A 16169-nucleotide genomic window follows, 5' to 3' on the forward strand; every position below is an offset into this window, starting at 1 on the left:
AACCCGCCGCCTTGCTCCAACCTGGAACGGTGCCGTCCTCACTGTCCCTAAACGGGGCAGGCGCGGGCTTTTCCCCGCCGTCGACGTGACCGCGTGACCAAGGCTTGTGGAAGCTGCATCTGCGCATCAACAACACGTTCGCGTTGGAGTGGTGCTCCGGGAATTGGTCTTGAGCCATCGATCGGGCAGTCATCAACCACCCATTCTGCCGCCGGGCGACCGGAAAACGGGTTTTCATAACGTTGATAGTGCAAGGCATGTGCCGGGATGTCGCCGGTTGGGTTCCGGTTGCTGCGGTTAACCTCAATTCCGGAATGAACCGTGCCGGCTCGGGGAAGCGCATAACAGGCAAGAATATTGCAGTTCCGGTGCCAGTGGCCGTCGGAGTGGACATCATGATCGTCAACGAGAGCGTGACAAGACCGGTTGCGGCAAGCGAGCCTCAAGCAATCGAAGCCGATATCGCCATCGTCGGCGGCGGGCTGGCGGGCTCATTGGCAGGGGCTGTGCTCGCGCGGGCAGGGTACCGGGTTGTCGTGATCGAGAAACGTGCGATCCAGCCGGACGAATTTCGCGTCGAGAAGATTGCCGGTCAACAGGTCGAAATTCTTCGCCGGCTGGGCTTCATCGGCGAAGTCGAAGCTGTCGCGTCCTCTTACGATCGCGTCCTCAATATCAGGGATGGCAGATTGGTCGATATCAGTATCGGCCAGGCGTACGGACTTCCCTATGCGGACCTCGTTGCGATGGCCCGACGCCTGATGCCCGACCCTTCCAGCTTCATGGTCGATCAGGTGACCGGCATAGACAGCAGCGATGACCGCCAACATCTGGTGCTGGCTTCCGGAAGGCGCGTCATTTCGCGCCTGGTCGTCCTAGCGACGGGTATGGCGGGAGCTCTTGGCTACAATCTTGGAATGAAGCGTCGGGTGCTCGCCGCGCGTCATTCGGTGACATTCGGCTTCACGATCGCACGTCCGGATAATGCGCCGTTCGATTTCGAGGCGTTGACCTGCTACGGCGAACGGACCACCGATGGCGTCGATTATCTCAGCCTGTTTCCCGTGCCGGCCGGCATGCGGGCAAACCTGTTCATGTTCCGTGATCCGACCGATCCGATCATGCGTGAGCTGCGCCGGGACACGAAATCGACGCTGCTTCGCCTGATGCCCGGATTGCGGCCTTATCTCGATGATTTCAGAATTGTCGATCGCGTGCAGAACTGGGTGATGGACCTGTCCGTGGTCGAAGGACATCTGCAGCCGGGGGTCGTGCTGATCGGTGACGCGTTTCAAACCAACTGTCCCGCCGCCGGAACCGGCGTGAGCCGCCTGCTGGTGGATGTCGAGCGTCTTTGCACACATTACGCGCCACACTGGCTCGAAACCGAAGGCATGGGTGTCGAAAAGATATCCCAGTTCTATTCCGATCGAGACAAAATCGCAGCCGACCAACGTTCGCTGCGTATGGCGCGCTTTCGTCGAGCCCTGACATCGAGCAACGACGTGGAGTGGACGGTCCGACGTAGGCTGCACTTCCTGCGCCGCAGCGTCACTTACCGGGTAGACCGGATTCATCCGGGATGGATCGCGCGCTTCCGTGGTGCGCTCAGATAGCTTGGTGGAAGCCCCGTCGAGCTCCGCGGCTAGCGCGCGCCGGTTGAGGTGCGGATCGGCGGAAGCCTGAAGTCGGCCACCCGCTTGGCCGCCTGTTTGATCCAGGGCGCCTGATTCAGAGCGAACAAGGCGATCGAGCCTGCCGCGCTGCCGGCTTGTGTCACGCTCGACATCGGCGTGGGCTGTGCTCCGAACGCCATCTTGTACGGCTCGTCGCCAATGGTGAAATCCAGGACCTGATCGCCACGCTCGATACAATCCCTGGCAACCCGTTCAAACATCAGCGCGCCGATCGACTGGCTCTTGTATCCCGCGATGTCGAACCCGGTCATGACGACGAGGAGACTGTCACGCTGGTGTAGTCCCAGCACGGTCGCGATCACATCGCCGTCCATCTTCATGGCATAGAGCCGCACGAAGGAACCGAGACCGCGGAGCGCGACATCAGAGTAAAAATCGAAATATTCGGGGCGCTGCAGCAGATCGCCGTCGCCTTGCGCCTCAAACCGCGGGCCGCGAAACTTCTTCATCACCTCCATTGCCTCGCGGATGGACGTGCTGTCGTCGCAACATGAAAACGTCAGCGCGCCCTTTTTTTGAATCTGGCGCCACTTCTTTGCGAGTTCCTTTTGATAGGACCGTCCCAGCGCATTGGCCTGCCATTGCTCAAACGGCGAGGTCAGGACCGTCGCGTACGCATTCGTATTCATGGAGGCACGGCGCGACGCGGCCAGAAGGCTCTCGATCGGCATCCTTGCGTCGAGCAGCTTGGGTATCCGCAACAGATCGAACGGCCTGACCAGCTGCCGCAGCTTCAGACAGGCATCCTCATCCTGAAGCAGGTCAGCAAATGTTTTGGCGGTACAGACGGGCGCAAGGTAGTCGGAAACACGGAGATCCGCGAATTCAATCGTCCGCATCGGTCCGCGTCGCACCCGCAGCAAGGGCAGTACCGCCGCAAGCGCTCCGGTTGCGCGATTGCGGACGACGATGACCAGAGGTTTCGCCGCCACTGACGGAGCGAGCCTGCGATAGAGACTGTCGAGCCACAGCGGATGCTGAAACGCGGTCGCGTCCGAGCCATCGAACAATTCCGCGTATTCTTGTGACAGAAAATCGAATGCGTCGTCGATGCTGACATCGAACGCGTCATCATTCTTGTTCATTTGAAACCAACAACCGGGCAGTTTCGGAGCGCCGGTCAAGCCGGCGCGGCACTCTTGTAGCAGAGGCGGGCCGGTTGCGGCAGCGGCGGAATGGGATTTGGATTAACGCATTTCCTCCAATGCTCCACGAATCCCCATAACTCCCGCGTCGAGCCGAGATGGGTTGCCGTGGGTACCAGCCTGACATGTCGTTCGATTTGAATTCGACAGGGGGGACCGACATCGCGATGGTTAAGGAACTCTTACAGCCGCAAGCTAATTGTTGCGGCAAGAACCGACGCCGGATCTGGACCGGATATTGCAATTTGAGATGCGTAACATTGGAATTCTGGTGAACATGTTGAGCCATCGTCAAAAAGCCCGCGTTTCCGACCCGATTTCGCTGCCGGGACACGACGGCGCACGCATTCGGCGTCTCGATTCCGACACGGCTGTTCCACCTGTCCGGATTTACGACACATCGCGTGGCACGCCGCCGACATCAGCGCCGGAGACCACCGCACCGTCGTCAACGCCGGTTGGTGCCGCCGACATCCACGAACGTCGCGCCAATCCTCTCGGCAGAGCCGCTACCGCCGGAGTTTCCCGGGCGACCGTGGGCGGGCTGCGGCTCGCCGTGCTCGATCTCGAGCAGACGGCGGACTTCATGATCGACGTGGTGTATCCGCGCCGGCGCATCAGTCGGCCGCTCTACTTGACCTCGGCCAATGGCGAAGTGCTGTCGCGCTGCTCGACCGAGCCGCGGACCGACCGGCTGTTTCGCACCGCCGATCTGATCAACGCCGATGGCCAGCCGCTGGTCACGATGTCGAAGCTCAAATTGCTGGAGCCGCTTCCAGAACGTGTCGCGACCACCGATCTGTTCCACATCGTGGCGCGCAAGGCGCAAGCCGTCGGGCTGACCTTCTACATGTTTGGCGCCGACGAGGCAGAAAACGAAGCGGCGGTCGCCAATGTCCGCAGCCTGTATCCGAAGCTGAAGATCGTCGGCTATTCACATGGCTATCTCCGCGGCGAGGCGCTGCGGTCCAAGGTGGACGAAATCAACGCGCTGGCGCCGGACTATCTCTGGGTCGCGCTTGGCGTGCCCTACGAGCAGGCCTTCGTCGAGGAGTTCATGCCGCGGCTCTGCAATGTCGGCGTCATCAAGACCTCGGGAGGATTGTTCAACTTCCTGTCGGGCAGCCGGCCGCGCGCGCCGAACTGGATGCAGAACGTCGGACTGGAATGGGCCTGGCGCGTCTGGCTCGAACCGCGCCGGTTGCTCTGGCGCTACCTGACCACAAATCCGCGTGCCCTCTATCTGCTGTTCAACCGAACCCGGCCCTCGCTGACCAAGCGGGACTGAGCGCCGCGTGGGGTTGAGTGCGAGGTACGCACCCCGGTCCAACTGGCCGGAGTGTCAGTAAGATCAAACCGTACTTCACGAAGCTCGTTCAATGACCAGAACACAGACCGAGACGGATTGGGGCGCCTTTGACGGCGCGACCTCGCCAACGCGCGGGATCGAAACGCAACGCGTCGCAAAGGCTCTCATCAATTGCTCGATCACCATCAACGTGATCATGTCGATGGGGACCTTCAACGCCGCGCTGCTTCCGGCGGAGCAGACCTATCTGCAGCAAGCCGTTGCCATGTTGATGTGGGGCTTGCTGATCTACGCAAGCGCGTTTGTGCGGCCCGGGCTGCGGCTGGCCTTCAACCCTGACTCGATCGCGGTCGTTGCATTCTACGTCCTTGCCACGATTTCCGTGCTTTGGACCAACCTCGGCCTTGCCGCGATCATGAAAGCTGCGGCGCTTGCGGTAACGACCTTCGGCGCGTTCTGCCTTATCACCCGCGCCGATATCGATGACATCGTCAAATCGACCACGCAGGGCCTGTTTGTGCTGGTTGCCGCATCTGCTCTTTGTGCAGTGTTCGTGCCCGATATCGGAGTCGACCAGAGCTGGATGCACAATGGCCAATGGCAAGGCGTCTTCGAATCTAAACAAACGCTGGGCTTTGCCGGGGCGTATCTGATGTTCTTTTCGTGTTATCGAAAGCTAACCGGACAGGGCTGGTTGGCCTTTCTCTTTACCTTCCTGCTCGCCTCGGCCTGCGTCATCGCGTCGGAATCGCGAGGCGCTGGCGCCCTGGCATTGGTCGCTTGCTGCCTGCTCTTCACGTCCCTGTGGTCGATCAGGTGCATGAAGGTCTATGCGGTGTTGCCGGTCGTCATGTGCGTCATGGCGGGCCTCCTGATCCTGTATTTTTACGCGACCGGATACGACGCGATTCATCTGTTTGACGCGACGATCGACTTCACCGAGAGAACCTACATCTGGCAGTACGCAATCGGCCATTTCGACGATGCGCCCTTGCTCGGCTTCGGAATCAACGGATTCTGGACGAACCCGGCGATCTACGATTATTTCGAACAGAACCATGGTTGGGTGCTCGATAACTACCACAATGGCTACATCGCCATTCTCGTCGAAACGGGGTTTCTGGGTTATCTCATCTTCACGGCAAGCGTCGTTCTCTTTTCGAACAAGGTGCTCTACCTGATTTCCACGCGGGCAATTGACCGTGCCCACTGTGCTCTCATCATCGGGTTTGTCTTTCTTGTCTGTCAGACGAACTTTACCGAGACGACATTTCTCCGGTCGACGATGTTTACATCGGTGCTGTTCGTCGCTTTCTTCCTCGCGGTTTGCAGGCCGGTGCCGTCGGCAGGTCGGGAGTTGGAGCCGCAATGAAGACGGTCCACGCCGGCTGGCCAAGAGCGTTCAATCTGGTTCTGACGTTCCTCGTTGCCGTGCTGGTCTCTCCGGTTCAGGGGGCTGAGCTGCGCCCGTCCCGGGACGTGGCGGCATTGGGTCGCGGCATCAACATTCTCGGATACGACGGCATTTGGGAAGGCGCCGCGAATGCGCCGTTCCGCCTCGACAACCTGACCGCAATCCGGAATGCCGGCTTCTCGCATGTCAGGATCAATTTCTTCGGCTTCAAGTTCATGAATGCCGAGAACGTTCTGGACGAAGCCGTTCTGAAGCGCCTCGATGCGATTATCGAGGCGGCTCTCGTGCGGCGCCTCACTCCCATCCTCGATGAGCATGATACGGATCTTTGCCAACGCGATGTTCCAGGGTGCATGGAGAAGCTCAGATCGTTCTGGAGGCAGGTCGCGTCACGCTATGCGGGGAAATATCCTGCGCTGGTGTTTGAGATTCTTAATGAACCAGGAGGGCATATGACCTCGGCTGAGTGGAATTCACTGCTCAGTGAATGTCTTGGTATCATCCGGAACACGAATCCCGAACGGCCTGTCATTGTCGCCGCGCTCAACACAGAGGTTGCATCGATCGACGATCTGACGTTGCCGACCGACGACAGAAGGCTCATCGTGACATTTCACTACTACGCGCCCATACGGTTTACCCATCAAGGTGCGCCGTGGTCTTCGACGTTCTCGAAGATCGGGCCGCTGGATTGGGGCACGCCGGAGGATGAGGCGAAAGTGATCGCTGATTTCAGCAGAATCCGCCTCTGGTCGGAGCGGGAGAAGCGTCCGGTTTACCTTGGTGAGTTCGGGGTTTATGAGCGTGCTCCAGCCGACAGCCGTCTGAGATACCTGTCTTTCGTGACGCGTTGCGCCGACAAATTTGGCTGGGCGTGGGCCTACTGGCAGTTCGACCATGATTTCGCAGCTTTCGACAGTGCCCGTCAAACGTGGAAGCGGGACGTCCTGCAAGCGATAGTTCCTTTGCACTGAGGCTGTTGTCGAGTTTGCACGGGGCGTCCGAGCGTCGGTAGAACGCCAAGCGCTATCTCCGTCTCGGGCGCCATCTGAAGTAGATTTGGCAGCCGGGTATGCTCTCGGTACGGGAAACGAATGGCTCGTCTAAAGGCGATGGGCAGTTTGTGAAGCGCTGTGGGCGTGACCTGGTCGTTGCCTATATTTCGTTCGGTTGCATCAATTTCGTCACCGACATTGGTTGCCTCAGTCCTTGTCTCGTGGCAGATGACATGCAATTCTGTGCCGCCGGCAATCCTGTTCGAGAGCAACAAGAACAACAATCACTCTCGTCCCTCCTGCGGTGTTGAGGGCTAGATCATGTCGAACCTTAAGCAAACAACTTCTGCCCCGTGGCGGATCGGGGTGTTGTTTTCGCGGACCGGCTTCATGTCGGTCATCGAAGAAACCCAATATCAGGGCACGCAGCTCGCGATCGAGGAGGTCAATGGCGCGGGCGGGGTCTGCGGCCGTGAGCTGGTTCCTGTCGCCTACGATCCGGGTTCGGATTCGGTCGCGTATGGCCATTACGCCAAGCGGCTGATGATCGAGGATCAGGTCAGCACGATCTTCGGCTGCTACACCTCGTCGAGCCGCAAGGCGGTGCTGCCGGTCGTCGAGCGGCTGAACGGCCTGCTCTGGTATCCGACGCTCTACGAAGGTTTCGAGGCGTCGCCAAACGTCATCTATACCGGTGCATCGCCCAACCAGAACAGCCTCGCGCTGTGCCGTTACCTGATGGATACGTTTGGGACGCGGTTCTACTTCGTCGGGTCGGACTATATCTACCCGCGCGAGTCCAATCGCGTGATGCGCGAATTGCTCAAGGCCAATGCGGGTTCTGTGGTCGGCGAGCGCTATGTCAATGTTCATGCGCGCTGGCAGGATTTCCTGCCGATCATTCAGGACATCAAGCGAGTCAAGCCCGACGTGATCTTTTCGACCGTCGTCGGAGAAGGGACATCCTTTCTCTATCAGGCCTATGCGAATGTCGGGCTCGATCCGAAGCAGATGCCGATTGCGAGCCTGACGACGACTGAAGCCGAGATCGCGGCCATGGGATTCGACGTCGGCGAGGGGCACATCACGGCGGCATCCTACTTTCAGGGCGTCGAGGGCAGCGCCAACAACGCGTTCGTGCAGCGCTTCAAGAAGCGATTCGGCTCTGATATCTCGACCAACATGTGCGCCGAGGCCTCATATTTTCAACTGCATCTTTTTGCGAAAGCGCTCGAGCAGGTCAATACGCTCGATACGGAAATCCTTCGCTCAATGGTGTTCGGCAGCAGCTTCGACGCGCCCCAGGGCGCGGTCACGGTCAACCCGACGTCGGGCCACACCGACCTGTGGAGCCGCATCGGCTGTGCCAACCACCATGGACAGTTCGATGTTGTCAGCCAGTCGAAAGCGCCGGTGCATGCGGATCCGTTCCTGATCGGGTATGGTCGCGCAACGCAAACAGGAAGCGTCCAATGAACGAAATGTCGCGTAAACCGTCCGTCAACCGGGACCTCGGCGGACGCAAGTCCATGGTGCAGGAGCTCGCCGATCTGTCGGCTGTCGTGGTCGCCCCGGTCGACGATCAGGTCGGCATGTTGCTCCGCGAATTGCAGCGGTTCAGGATGCGCGTTCGGCAGGTCTGGCCAATGCCGGAAAGCGTACCTGCCGATGCGGACGTGGTGTACTGCGAGTATTCGCCGGATCTGGCGCGCCGCCTGCCGTGGATTCCCGGCGACGCGCGTTCGGCGCTTGTCATCATCCTGCCGGCGACGGAGCCCGTGCACGCCGACGCGCTGTGTCATGCGACACCGAACGCGATCCTGCCGCGGCCGTTCACGCCTAACGCGGTGCTGTCGAGCCTCGTGTTGGCGCGCAGCCAGTTCGGCTACGAGCGGCGGCTTCGCAGCAAGATCGAAAAGCTTGATGACAATCTGCGCTCGATGCGCACGGTGGAGCGCGCCAAGGCCATCCTGATGGCGACGCGGCAGATGCCGGAAACCGAAGCCTATGGTTTTATCCGGCGGCAAGCGATGGACCGCCGGGTGTCGGCGAGTGCAGTCGCCGCGGCGATTGTTGACTCGTTTGAATTGCTTGGTTACGATCATCAACAGTAAGCCCCAATAGCGGGGCCGGCGGCGACAGAGCCGCCTACGACATAACCGGCAACAAAGCCCTCCCAATGCTCGCGTCAGCGCGCATCGGGAGGGCTTTTTGTTTTTCTGATCCTGGAGGACTAAGGGATGAGCATATCGAGGCGGACTTTGCTGAGGAATACGGCAGCGTTTGGCGCTTTTGCCGGCGCCGGATTGCCGCACATCTGGAACAAGAACGCCGATCTCACTTATGCCGCCGGCGGTGACATCAAGGTCGGCGTACTGTTCTCGCTGACTGGCGGTCTCTCGATCATCGAGAAATCGCTGCACGACGCCACCATGATGGCGATCAGCGAGATCAACGCCGCCGGCGGCGTCAAAGGGATGAAGATCTCCGCGATCGCCGAGGACGGCGCGTCCGATCCGAAGACCTACAACGAAAAGGCATCGAAACTCGTCATCCAGGACAAGGTGCCGACCGTGTTTGGCTCCTACACGTCGGCGAGCCGCAAGGCGGTGCTGCCGGTGTTCGAGAAGCGCAACAATCTCTATTTCTATCCAACCTATTACGAAGGCTTCGAGTGTTCCAAGAACGTCGTCTACACCGGTGCCGTTCCGAACCAGCAGCTTTCCAACTTCATCCCGTGGATCATCAAGACGCTGGGCAAGAAGAAGTTCTTCATCGTCGGATCGAACTACATCTATCCGCGCGAGATGGCCAAGGTGTCGAAGATCCTGATCGAGAAGAACGGCGGCGAATGGATCGCTGACGAGTATCTCGAACTTGGCCATTCCGAGTGGGGCTCGATGGTCAACAAGATCAAGGGCTCCGGTTGCGATGTCGTGTTGTCTAACGTGGTCGGCGACTCCGTGGTGGCGTTCTACCGCGAATATAAAAACCAGGGCCTGACCCACGACAAGCTGCCGATCTGCGCGACTGTGACCTCCGAGATCGAAATTGCCGCGATGGGCGCTGAATATGCCGTCGGCAGCTACACTTCGTTCCCATACTTCCAGGCGATCGACACCGACCGTAACAGGGCCTTCGTCGAGCGTTACCGCGCCTTCGTCAAGGACCCGAAGGCCGTCACCCATCACGCGCTGGAATCGTCCTACTTCCAGGTATTCCTCTGGAAACAGGCGGTAGAGAAGGCGGCCGAGATCACGCCGGTTGCGATCCGCGATGCGGTGAAAGGGCAGGAATTCGACGCCCCGAACGGCCACGTCAAGATCGATCCGGACAACCTCCACACCTACCTGACGCCTCGCATCGCGCAGTGGCTCCCCGATGGGCAAGGCAAGATCATCGACGCCTACAAGGAGCCGACGATCCCGTTGCCCTATGTCGCCTATGGCGAGACCCCGACCAACCTGTTCTGCACAGGCAAGGGGCTCGATACGGTCAAGCTGAAAACCTGACGGCGGCAAAGATCATCCACCGCGCCATCTCCCGCGCGGTGGATGACGGGACGACATCATGCTCGAAGTCCTATTCATCGGTTTAAGCCTGGGGTCGATCCTCCTTCTGGTCGCCCTTGGTCTTGCGATCACCTATGGTGCCATGGGCGTCATCAACATGGCGCATGGCGAGATGGTGATGGTCGGCGCCTATGTCACGGTGCTCTCGGGCATCTGGCTCGGCACCAACATCTTCGTCGCTATTCCGCTGGCGTTCATTGTCACGGCTCTGCTCGGACTCCTGATCGAGCGCGTGGTGGTACGCAAGCTGTACGGCCGCCTGCTCGACACGTTGCTGGCGACGTGGGGGATCGCGATCCTGATCCAGCAGGCGGTGCGGCTCGAATTCGGCCTGTCCTTCCTCGGCATCCACGTTCAGGGCCTCGGTCCCGGCCTGCAGAACGTCAGCGTACCGTCGTTCCTCCAGGGTACGTTTTCGATCCTCGGCGCCGATATCAACCGCTACCGCACCTTCATCATTCTGGTCACCGCGATCCTTGCGCTCATGACGTGGTTTATCATCTACCGAACCGCGATCGGCATGCAGGTGCGCGCGATCATCCGAAATCCGAAGATGGCAGCGGCCTGCGGCATCGATGTAAGCCGCGTCAACGCGCTAACCTTTGCGTTCGGCTCGGGGCTTGCCGGGGTTGCCGGCGTCATGATGTCCGGCTTCAAGACGGTGTTTCCCGACATGGGCACGTCGATGGTGGTTGACGGCTTCCTGGTCGTCGTGATGGGCGGCGTCGGCAGTCTGCTCGGGTCGGTGCTCTCCGCCGGCATCCTCGGCGAGATCAACGGACTGGTCGCCGCGGCGACCAACGACATCCTGGCGCGTGCCGTGGTCTTCGGCGTCGTCATCGCCATCATCGTACTCAGGCCGAAGGGCCTGTTCGCCCTGAAAGGCCGGTGATGAGGCTGACACCGAGGCGCCGTATCGACTGGGCGATCTACGCTACGTTCGTCGTTCTGTTGATGATCCTGCCGCTTGTCATGGATGCGTTCTGGCTCAATCGCGCCGCCAAATATCTCGTGTACGGGATAGTCGGCGTCGCGGTGGCGCTGTCCTGGGGTTATGCCGGCATTCTCAATCTGGGGCAGGGGCTGTTCTTCGGCGCCGGCGCCTACATGCTCGCGATGTCGCTGAAGCTTGCGAGCCCCACCAGTCTGCAGCAAGGTTCCGACAAGCCGGTGCCCGATTTCATGCTGTGGAACGCCGAGCCGGGCGCGCGAACCGAACTGTGCTGCATCACCAAGGCGTCCTTCCTCTGGCTGCCGTTCCAGAGCCAGTGGTTCGGCGTAGCGATGGGCCTGATCCTTCCGGTGCTGCTTGCGCTGCTCCTTGGCACCATCGTGTTCCGCAAGCGGATCTCCGGCGTGTTCGTGTCCATCATCACGCTGGCGCTGGTACTGCTCGTGCGTCTTGTTGTGATCGATGCCCAGCCGGTCACCAACGGTTTCAATGGCCTGACGGACCTCGGCTGGTTCAAGGTCGCGGGCTTCGAATTCGACCCCTATATCGTTCCCACCTATTACCTCGTCGCGGTGTCGCTCAGCCTCGTGCTTATCGGCGCACGGCTCCTGATCGACACCCGCGCAGGCCTGATCCTGCAGGCGGTGCGGGACGATCAGAACCGGGCGCGCTACCTCGGCTTCGACGTGACAGCCTACCAGACCTTCTTCTTCGCGGTCTCGGCGGCGATCACGGGGTTTGCCGGCATGCTCTACGTGATCGTGTCGGAGTTCGCCTCGCCGACCTTCATGGACCTCTCCTTCTCCATCACCATGGTGGTTTGGGCTGCGGTTGGCGGACGCTCCTCGATTCTCGGCGCCTGCATTGGCGCGATCCTGATCAACACCATCTCCGCGACTGTCAGCGAAACCGAAGGATTCGCCGAAGCCTGGAAGGCCATCATCGGCCTGATCTTCGTGCTGGTCGTGCTTTACCTGCCCCGGGGCCTCGGCGGCCTCGCCCACGACCTGGTCGATCGTGTGCTGGCGTGGAAGTCCAGGACTTCGCCCAACCCGACGCGGGTGGGCGATACGTCCTCGCAGTTGGCGGAGTAGGCGATGGGACAGGTAGCTCTCACGGTCGATGGACTTGGCGTCGATTTCGAAGGTTTCAAGGCCGTCAATGGCGTGACCATGACGATCGACGAAGGCGAATTGCGCGTGTTGCTCGGCGCCAATGGCGCCGGCAAGACCACGCTGATGGATCTGATTTCAGGCAAGACCAGGTCGACCTCCGGTCGCGTATTCCTGCACGATACCGACATCACCAACTGGGAAGAGCACAAGATCGCGCGTGCGGGAATCGGCCGCAAGTTCCAGATTCCGAGCGTGTTCAAGGAGCTCACGGTTCGCCGCAATCTCGAGGTCGCGAGCTGCAGGAATCCGGGGGTGTTCGCCAATCTGCGCTTCGGCTTCGGCGCGGAAGCCGAATGCATCGTTGACGAGGTGATCGAGCTGGTCGGTCTGACCGAGGAGGCCGACCATGTTGCAGCCTATCTCAGCCATGGCCAGACTCAGTGGCTCGAGCTTGGGCTGCTGATTACTCAGAACCCGAAGATCATCCTGCTTGATGAGCCGACCGCCGGGATGACGCAGGCCGAGACGCACAAGACCTCGCTGATCGTCAACAACCTCAAGGGCCGGCACACCATCGTGGTGGTTGAGCACGACATGGCCTTCGTGCGCGAAATCGCCGAGCGGATCACGGTTCTGCATCTCGGACAGGTGTTGGCTGAGGGCAATGTCGAGGAGATCGAGAAGAATCCAAAGGTCCGTGAGGCCTATCTGGGATCGAAGGGGATTTCCTGATGCTGGCCTTCGCGCATGTCGACAGCTTCTATGACCGCAGCCACATCCTTCACGACGTCTGTCTCGACGTGCCTGAAGGCAGGATCACCGCGGTGCTCGGTCGTAACGGCACCGGTAAGACGACGCTGCTCAAGACGTTGATGGGCTTGACCGACCGCATGAAGGGCGAGATCCGCCTCGACGCGATGGATCTCGGCGAGCTGCCGACGTTCCGGCGCGCGCGGGCCGGTATCGCCTATGTGCCGCAGGGGCGCGAGATCATCCCGGATTTCTCGATTCGCGAGAACATCCTGATGGGCTCGTTCGCGCGGGCCGACGGCGGGCGCGAGATTCCGCCTCTGGTCGCCGAGCTGTTCCCGTATTTGATGAACAATCTCAACCGCAATGGTGGCGTGCTCTCCGGCGGCCAGCAGCAGCAGCTGGCGATTGCCCGGGCACTTGCCGCGGATCCGAAGATCGTCCTGCTCGACGAGCCGAACGAAGGCATCCAGCCGTCGATCGTCGAGGATATCGAGAACGTCATCATTCGGCTCAACCGCGATTTCGGGATCACCGTTATTCTGGTCGAGCAAAATGTCTCGTTTGTTCGCCGTGCAGCTCATCGCTTCGCCATGATGGAGAAGGGACGCGTCGTGGCATCGGGGGATATTGGCGAGCTCAGCGATGCGCTGGTTCATCGTCACATGGCGGTGTGACCAACGGCATCGAAGAGCAGTAAGTAGCGGTGCATGAGGAGTGGCACCGGGAGTTTGTGACGAAAAACAAGGAGAGCGATATGCTGCACGGTGATATTTCTTCCAGCAAGGACACGGTCGGCGTTGCCGTGGTCAATTACAAGATGCCGCGCCTGCACACCAAGGCCGAGGTGCTGGATAATGCGCGCAACATCGCCAAGATGGTCGAGGGCATGAAGCTCGGCCTGCCGGGCATGGATCTCGTGATCTTCCCGGAATACTCGACCCATGGCATCATGTACGACTCCAAGGAGATGTACGAGACGGCGTCGTCGGTGCCGGGTGAGGAGACCCGCATCTTCGCCGACGCCTGCCGCAAGTCACGGGTCTGGGGCGTGTTCTCGCTGACCGGCGAGCGTCACGAGGAGCACCCCAACAAGGCGCCGTACAACACGCTGATCCTGATGAACGACAAGGGTGAGATCGTCCAGAAGTATCGCAAGATCATGCCCTGGGTGCCGATCGAGGGCTGGTATCCCGGCGATTGCACCTATGTCTCGGAGGGGCCGAAGGGCCTGAAGATCAGCCTGATCATCTGCGACGACGGCAACTATCCGGAGATCTGGCGTGACTGCGCAATGCGCGGCGCCGAGCTGATCGTCCGCTGCCAGGGCTACATGTATCCGGCCAAGGAGCAGCAGATCCAGATATCGAAGTCGATGGCGTGGGCGAACAATTGCTATGTGGCGGTTGCCAACGCCTCAGGCTTCGACGGTGTCTATTCCTACTTCGGCCACTCGGCGATCATCGGCTTCGACGGCCGGACGCTCGGCGAGTGCGGCACGGAGGACAACGGCATCCAGTATGCGCAGCTCTCGGTGTCGCTGATCCGCGACGCGCGCCGCAACATGCAATCGCAGAACCATCTCTTCAAGCTGGTCCATCGCGGCTACACCGGCCTGATCAACTCCGGCGAAGGGGATCGCGGCCATGCCGTCTGTCCCTACACCTTCTACAAGAACTGGATCGCGGACCCCGAGGGCACGCGGGAAATGGTCGAAGCCATGACCCGTCCGACCGTCGGAACCGACGAATGTCCGATCGAGGGCATTCCGAACCAGAAAGCCGCGCATCGCTGATCCGAAAGGGGCGACCTGCGCCGACGCGTTGTGCCGCGTCGGCGCAGCCTGGATGATTTCACACACGGGGAATTGGGGATTACCATGAGCAGCGAAGCGAACAGCAGTATCGTTCACCAGGCCGAGGGGCAGATCGAGGAACTTCTCGGCCATGAGTTCGAACACGAGCCGGTGCCGATCAGTGCCCGGCGCAGTGCCTTCTCGGTCACCATGGTGTGGCTGGGCTTTCCCATGATCATCACCGGCGCGATGACCGGATCGCTGCTGGTGCTGGGCATGGGCTTCAAGAACGCGCTCGCGGCGATGATCATCGGCAATTTGATCATGTTCGCCTATGTCGGCGCGCTCGGCCTGATCGGTTCAAGGCGCGGCATGAACTTCGCGCTGATCGCGAGCATCGTGTTCGGCAGGAAAGGCTATGTGCTGGCGTCCGGCCTGCTGTCGACCCTGCTGCTCGGCTGGTACGCGGTGCAGACCGGTATCACCGGGGCCCTGATCTCCTCGACCTACGGCCTGAACTACGTGGCGATGACCATCGTCGCGGGCGTGCTCTATATCGGGATCACCTTTGTCGGGGTGAGGGGATTGCACTGGATCGGGTTGGCGTCGGTGCCGCTGTTCGTCGTGCTGGGAATCTGGGTCGCGGCCGACGCGGCTTCGACCACGACTGCTTCCGCGGTGTTCGGCTATGCCGGCAATAATGGCGTCGCGACGATGTCGATGGGCGTCGGGCTCACGGTGGTGCTCGCGCTGTTCATCGACGCCGGTACGGTGACGGCGGACTTCAATCGCTGGGCGCCGAGTTCGCAGGCCTCGCTTGCCGCCACCTTCAGCGCATTTCCGTTCGCCAATCTGGTTGCGATGCTGGTGGGTGGCGTGATGACCGCCGCACTTGCCGTGCCGAACGCCAATCCGTTCGGGGTCGACAACATGTTCGGCTACATGAACGGCAAGCAGCTGACCTGGCTCAGCATTCTCGCGTTCATCTTCCTTTACGCCAATCTCGGCTCGGTCTGCTCGCACTGCCTGTACAACGCGGCGACCGGCTGGTCGCGCATCCTCGGCACCAACATGCGGTTGATGGCTGTCGTGCTCGGCGCCATCGGCATCGTTGTCGCAGCGGGCAACGTCTGGGCGTTCTTTATCCAGTGGTTGTCGCTGCTCGGCGTGCTGGTGCCGCCGATCGGGGCGATCATCCTGGTCGATCAATACCTGTTGCGCACCAACGCACGGGCGGACGTGGATTGGCGGGCGAAGCCATTCATTGCCTGGGGCATTGGATCGCTATGCGCGCTTGCGGTTGAAAATCTGATGCCGGGGCTCTCCACTGCGATTTCGGCGGCGCTGGTCGCGGGTGTCGTTTATCTCGCGATCGCACGGGTGGACAGCTCGACGGAGAAAGTGGCGAGGGCCGCATGAGCAGCT

14 protein-coding genes are annotated in these 16169 nt (G+C 60.6%); 13 read left to right on the forward strand and 1 reads right to left on the reverse strand.

The window, feature by feature from the left end:
• The first annotated feature begins 395 nt into the window (after positions 1-395).
• A complete protein-coding gene (locus UP10_RS30845) occupies positions 396-1616 on the forward strand; it encodes an FAD-dependent oxidoreductase (RefSeq protein ID WP_044591023.1) in 1221 nt (406 codons plus the stop codon).
• Between the two features lie 29 nt (positions 1617-1645).
• On the opposite strand, the gene UP10_RS30850 is transcribed toward UP10_RS30845, so the two are convergent.
• Positions 1646-2782 (reverse strand): GNAT family N-acetyltransferase, encoded by a 1137-nt coding sequence (locus tag UP10_RS30850; RefSeq protein ID WP_044590974.1) that lies wholly within the window; start codon positions 2780-2782, stop codon positions 1646-1648.
• A 532-nt stretch (positions 2783-3314) separates the two neighbouring features.
• On the opposite strand from UP10_RS30850, the gene UP10_RS30855 reads away from it, so the two are divergent.
• The 12 genes from UP10_RS30855 (at position 3315) to UP10_RS30910 (ending at position 16163) form a co-directional block, all read left to right on the forward strand.
• Entirely contained in the window at positions 3315-4130 is an 816-nt protein-coding gene (locus tag UP10_RS30855) for a WecB/TagA/CpsF family glycosyltransferase (RefSeq protein WP_044591024.1), read from the forward strand.
• A gap of 91 nt (positions 4131-4221) precedes the next feature.
• Positions 4222-5523, forward strand: a complete 1302-nt coding sequence (locus UP10_RS30860; protein WP_044590975.1) for an O-antigen ligase family protein — start codon at positions 4222-4224, stop codon at positions 5521-5523.
• Positions 5520-6539 carry a glycoside hydrolase family 5 protein gene (locus tag UP10_RS30865; protein ID WP_044590976.1) on the forward strand — a complete coding sequence of 340 codons (1020 nt, stop codon included), beginning with the start codon at positions 5520-5522 and terminating at the stop codon, positions 6537-6539. Before UP10_RS30860 ends, UP10_RS30865 begins: the two co-directional genes overlap by 4 nt.
• A 342-nt stretch (positions 6540-6881) precedes the next feature.
• Positions 6882-8036 (forward strand): transporter substrate-binding domain-containing protein, encoded by a 1155-nt coding sequence (locus UP10_RS30870; RefSeq protein ID WP_044590977.1) that lies wholly within the window; start codon positions 6882-6884, stop codon positions 8034-8036.
• A complete protein-coding gene (locus UP10_RS30875; protein WP_044590978.1) occupies positions 8033-8674 on the forward strand; it encodes an ANTAR domain-containing response regulator in 642 nt (213 codons plus the stop codon). Before UP10_RS30870 ends, UP10_RS30875 begins: the two co-directional genes overlap by 4 nt.
• Before the next feature lie 126 nt (positions 8675-8800).
• Positions 8801-10072 carry an ABC transporter substrate-binding protein gene (locus UP10_RS30880; protein WP_044590979.1) on the forward strand — a complete coding sequence of 424 codons (1272 nt, stop codon included), beginning with the start codon at positions 8801-8803 and terminating at the stop codon, positions 10070-10072.
• A gap of 58 nt (positions 10073-10130) precedes the next feature.
• On the forward strand, positions 10131-11024 hold the full coding sequence (urtB, locus tag UP10_RS30885; protein ID WP_044539784.1) for an urea ABC transporter permease subunit UrtB: 894 nt from the start codon (positions 10131-10133) through the stop codon (positions 11022-11024).
• A 62-nt stretch (positions 11025-11086) separates the two neighbouring features.
• Positions 11087-12178, forward strand: coding sequence for an urea ABC transporter permease subunit UrtC (gene urtC / locus UP10_RS30890; RefSeq protein WP_156164679.1), 1092 nt, complete (start codon positions 11087-11089; stop codon positions 12176-12178).
• Positions 12179-12181: 3 nt separating this feature from the next.
• Positions 12182-12931 (forward strand): urea ABC transporter ATP-binding protein UrtD, encoded by a 750-nt coding sequence (gene urtD / locus UP10_RS30895; protein ID WP_044590980.1) that lies wholly within the window; start codon positions 12182-12184, stop codon positions 12929-12931.
• Positions 12931-13626, forward strand: coding sequence for an urea ABC transporter ATP-binding subunit UrtE (urtE, locus tag UP10_RS30900; protein ID WP_044590981.1), 696 nt, complete (start codon positions 12931-12933; stop codon positions 13624-13626). The genes urtD and urtE overlap by 1 nt, the downstream gene beginning before the upstream one ends.
• 80 nt (positions 13627-13706) lie before the next feature.
• Positions 13707-14744 (forward strand): aliphatic amidase, encoded by a 1038-nt coding sequence (locus tag UP10_RS30905; protein WP_044591026.1) that lies wholly within the window; start codon positions 13707-13709, stop codon positions 14742-14744.
• 84 nt (positions 14745-14828) lie between these two features.
• On the forward strand, positions 14829-16163 hold the full coding sequence (locus tag UP10_RS30910; RefSeq protein ID WP_044590982.1) for a purine-cytosine permease family protein: 1335 nt from the start codon (positions 14829-14831) through the stop codon (positions 16161-16163).
• Positions 16164-16169: the final 6 nt, after the last annotated feature.

The organism is Bradyrhizobium sp. LTSPM299, assembly GCF_000938235.1.
Taxonomy (GTDB): Bacteria; Pseudomonadota; Alphaproteobacteria; order Rhizobiales; family Xanthobacteraceae; genus Bradyrhizobium.